The organism is Streptomyces sp. NPDC059900 (genome assembly GCF_050270335.1).
In the GTDB taxonomy this organism is placed as follows: Bacteria; Actinomycetota; Actinomycetes; order Streptomycetales; family Streptomycetaceae; genus Streptomyces.
This window is the reverse complement of record NZ_JBNNJZ010000703.1, coordinates 1-3,814: the sequence shown is the minus strand read 5'-3', so window position 1 is coordinate 3,814 and position 3,814 is coordinate 1. Positions and strand designations below refer to the sequence as shown.

The window sequence follows — 3,814 nt, the reverse complement described above, 5'->3', positions numbered from 1 at the left end:
GCCCGGGTCCGTGGCCGGCCCGGCCTGGGCCCGTACCCGCAACGCCAGCCGCGTAAAGACCAGGACGGAGACCATGGCGGCGCCCACCAGCGCCGCCGCCTCGCCCTTTTCCAGTGCTCCCTCGTCCAGGCCGATCGTGGTGATGGCGACGACGAGCGGCAGGCAGGTCGAGGAGTACAGGGTCAGGGCCCTGCGGTCGGCGGGGTTGAGGTCGCGCGGTGCCAAGGCGTAGGCCGGCAGGCCCCGTACAACGAGGAACAGGAGCAGGAAGACCGGCAGGAGCAGGAGGGCCCGGCCGCCGTCGAGCAGTGAGGCGAGGTCGAAGTCGATGCCGGTGACGATGAAGAAGAGGGGGACGAGGAAGCCGAAGCCCATCGCCTCCACCTTGCCCAGGACCTCCTCGCCGCTCTCAGGGGCGGCCCCCTGGAACACCAGCCGGGTCAGCAGCCCGGCGGCGAAGGCTCCCAGGAGCACATCGAGGCCGAACGCCGCGGACAGCGCGAGCATCGCGACAAGGAGCAGCATCACGAAGCGGACGGCGAACTGGCCGCTGGTGTGCAGTGTCGTGCGGATGATCTCGGCGAACCAGGGCGGGTGGGGGCGCAGTGCCCAGTAGACGGCCCCCGCCGTGATGAGGGCGAACGCGGCGAGCACTGCGGTGGACACGCCGGGGTCGCGGCCGCTGAGCAGCAGTGCCATGGCGATGATGGGCCCGAACTCGCCGATGGCTCCGAAGGCCATCATCACGGTGCCGAAGCGGCCGTGCAGGGCGCCGCTGTCGCGCAGGATCGGCAGGACGGTGCCCAGGGCCGTGCTGGTGAGTGCGGTGCCGATGACCACGCTGCGGGAGAGGTCCATGCCGGTCAGCGCCAGGGCGACGCCCAAGCCGAGGACCAGGGAGATGACCCATGCCCAGACCGAGCGGCGCAGGGTGTCGCCGCGGATGGCCGCGAACTCGATCTCGTAGCCGGCGAGGAAGATGAGCATGGAGAGCCCGAGCTCGGAGAGCGTGTCGATGATCTCGTCGTGATGGGCCAGGCCGAGCACGTCGGGGCCGATGAGGATGCCCAGCACGATCTCGAAGATGACCAGGGGGATACGGAACCAGCGGCCCGCGCCGTGCGCCAGCAGGGGTGCGAGCACGGCGACGCCCGCGATCAGGACGAGGGTTCCCGGATGCGTCATGCCGCCCCCGCCCGCACGCCGGGTTGTGCTGTTCGGCCGCGCACGGCCGGTCAGTCCTTGGCCGAGGCGACCGCCGCCCGGGCGTCGACGATGCCAAGGCCCAGCTTGGCGGCCTTGTCCGGGTTCTTCGCCGTGTCGCGGATGGCCTTCATGATCTGGTCCGGGGTGCGGTCCTGCTGGTGCAGGAGGGCTGCGACGGCGGAGACGTAAGGGGCGGCCATGGAGGTGCCGTCGAGTTCGCCGTAGCCGCTGTCGTTCTTGAGTGTTTCCTTCGTTTTGTAGGTCGGGAGGGTGGAGAGGATGCCGACGCCGGGTGCCGAAACCGCCTGTTGCGCACCGAAGTTGGAGAAGTCCGCGGGCTTGCCGTCCTGGTCGCTGGCACCGACGACCAGGACGGGAGTGTCGACCTTGTAGGGCTGGAGGACGGTTCCGTCGTTGCCCGCCGCGGCGACGACGACCGCGCCCTTGTCGTGGGCGTGCGTGATGGCGTCGTTGAGGACGCCGCCCTTGAGGAGGCGGGCCATCAGGCCGCTCTCGCCCAGCGAGAGGTTGATGACGTCGGCGCCCTGGTCGGCGGCCCAGACGATGCCCTTGGTGATGGCGGCGTTGTCCCCGGAGCCGTTCGCGCCCAGCACCCGCACCGGCATGATCTTGGCGCCGGGGGCGGCGCCCGCGATGCCGGTCCCGTTGTCGGTGTGGGCGGCCGCGATGCCCGCGACGTGCGTGCCGTGGCCGTTGGCGTCCTTGGGCTCGTCGTCCCCGTCCACGAAGTCGTGGCCATCGACCAGGCGGCCCTTGAGGTCGGGGTGGTCGAGGTTGGCGCCGGTGTCGACGACCGCGATGACCGTGTCCTCGCCCTTGGCCTTGTCCCACGCATCGGGCAGCTTCAGCGCGTCCAGCGCCCACTGCTGGTCCCGCATCGGATCGGGCTTGCTGTCCTCGCCGCACGCGGTGGCCAGCAGCAGGGTAGCGGTGAGGGCGACGGAGAGTCGTCTACGGGTGCGCATGGTCCGAGCCTCGGGGGCGTGGAGAGGTATCGCATGCGGGGCGGACCGTGCGGGCGAACCCGCGGCCGGCTCCTGGCGGCGGCAAACCCCGTGGACCGCCCGCTCAATGCTGTGATCGACTGAGGTCATGAGCCTGTCGGTGGACGTGTTCGTGGTCGGCGCGGATGGTGAAAGGCAGGTACTGGACGTTCCGGAGGGATGCTCGGACTCCGCGGGGTTCGAGAGCTGGCGCACGCGTGTCTGGGGCGCGCCGGTGGTGCGGTCGCTGGGGGCAGGCTTCTTTCCGGTCCTGGCAGAGGCCGACCTGCGCGTTGACCCCGGGCAGGTCCCGGCGTTCCTGAGCGAGTGCCTGCTGCTTCGCGAGAACCTGGACAAGATCGTTGCAGGGACGGAACCCGTGCGGTCGGCCACGGAGCACCGGGACGCCATCTGCGACCGGCTCTCGATTGTCGAGGATGCGGCGCGGCGCGCGCTCGCGATGGGCGGCGGAGTCCTGATCTGGTGACGTGAGAGACGGAGTCGGTACGGGCGTGCGGCTGCGTCTGGCGGCGCAGGAATCGCGGACCGGGTCCGCCGGGCCGGCACGCCGCGCCGGCGGTGCCGGGTGCGGGCGATGCAGGCGCGCGGCGCGGGGGTCCGGACGGGGCAAGCCGGGACCGGCGGTGGTCGGTCAGCCGCGGCGCTCACGGTGACACCGCCCAGCGGTGCGTAAGCCGGGAGCCGGGCCGTCGGTCACCGGCCCAGTCGTTGTTGTGCCCAAAGTGCCGAACCGTGCCCGGCAACCGGCCAGTTCGGCGCAGCACCATACCCACTGCGCCTGCGTGTCCCTAGACTGGGAAGGCTGGAGGGCCGACGCGGACCGTCTCGATGTGCCGATCACGGTCCAGGCAGGGAAGCAGCAGCGGGGGGCCACGATGGAACCGACCATTCCCTCTTTACCCAGGCCGACGTCACCCGGGCAGACGCCGCTGGTGGACTCGCCGCCTGCCCCCGCCCCGTCCGCGCCGTCGGCCGGACCGCAGCCCGGCAGCGAGCACGCCCGCCCCACCGTGGTCAGCTTCCACGCGCCCACCGGCGGAGTCGGCCGCACCATGGCCGCCGCCAATGTGGCCTGGATACTCGCCGGCGCCGGCCGGCGCGTGCTGCTGATCGACTGGGACCTGACATCGCCCGGCCTGCACCGCTATCTGCGGCCCTTCTTGACCGACCCCGAGCTGGCGCAGACCCCCGGCCTCGTGGACCTGCTGCTCGACCAAGAGGCGGCGGCCGCCCGGCCGGCCCCCGGCCGCGAGCCCGGCCTGGGCCTTGACCTCGAGCAGCACACGATGACGCTGCACTGGACCTTCACCGACCCGGCAGGGCGCATCGATTTCCTCGGTGCGGGCCGCCAGGACAGCGCCTACGCCGATGCCGTCGCCGCCCTCGACCGGCCGACGCTCGGCGACAGCGCCGCGGGGCGCCGGATGGCCGAGACGCTCTGCTCGGCGATCCGCTCGGGTCCCTACGACTTCGTGCTCGTCGACACCTCCGCCGGACACGGGGAGAGCCCGCGCCTGTGCCCTCCGCTGCCACCGGACGTGATGGTCGTGGGCTTCAGCATGAACACCCAGGCCATCGTGGGG

4 protein-coding genes are annotated in these 3,814 nt (G+C 71.7%); 2 read left to right on the top strand and 2 right to left on the bottom strand.

From position 1 onward, the window contains the following. A partial coding sequence (locus ACQKIP_RS42355) for a cation:proton antiporter (protein ID WP_427745443.1) occupies positions 1-1,185 on the bottom strand: 1,185 nt, incomplete at its 3' end. A gap of 50 nt (positions 1,186-1,235) precedes the next feature. Continuing rightward, complete coding sequence (locus tag ACQKIP_RS42350; RefSeq protein WP_365864420.1) at positions 1,236-2,192, bottom strand: S8 family peptidase; 957 nt, start codon at positions 2,190-2,192, stop codon at positions 1,236-1,238. A 127-nt stretch (positions 2,193-2,319) separates the two neighbouring features. On the opposite strand from ACQKIP_RS42350, the gene ACQKIP_RS42345 reads away from it, so the two are divergent. Both ACQKIP_RS42345 and ACQKIP_RS42340 read left to right on the top strand, forming a co-directional pair. After that, entirely contained in the window at positions 2,320-2,697 is a 378-nt protein-coding gene (locus tag ACQKIP_RS42345) for a hypothetical protein (protein ID WP_365864421.1), read from the top strand. A 466-nt stretch (positions 2,698-3,163) separates the two neighbouring features. Further along, positions 3,164-3,814: KGGVGR-motif variant AAA ATPase (locus ACQKIP_RS42340; RefSeq protein ID WP_427745442.1), on the top strand; the 651-nt coding region annotated here is incomplete at its 3' end.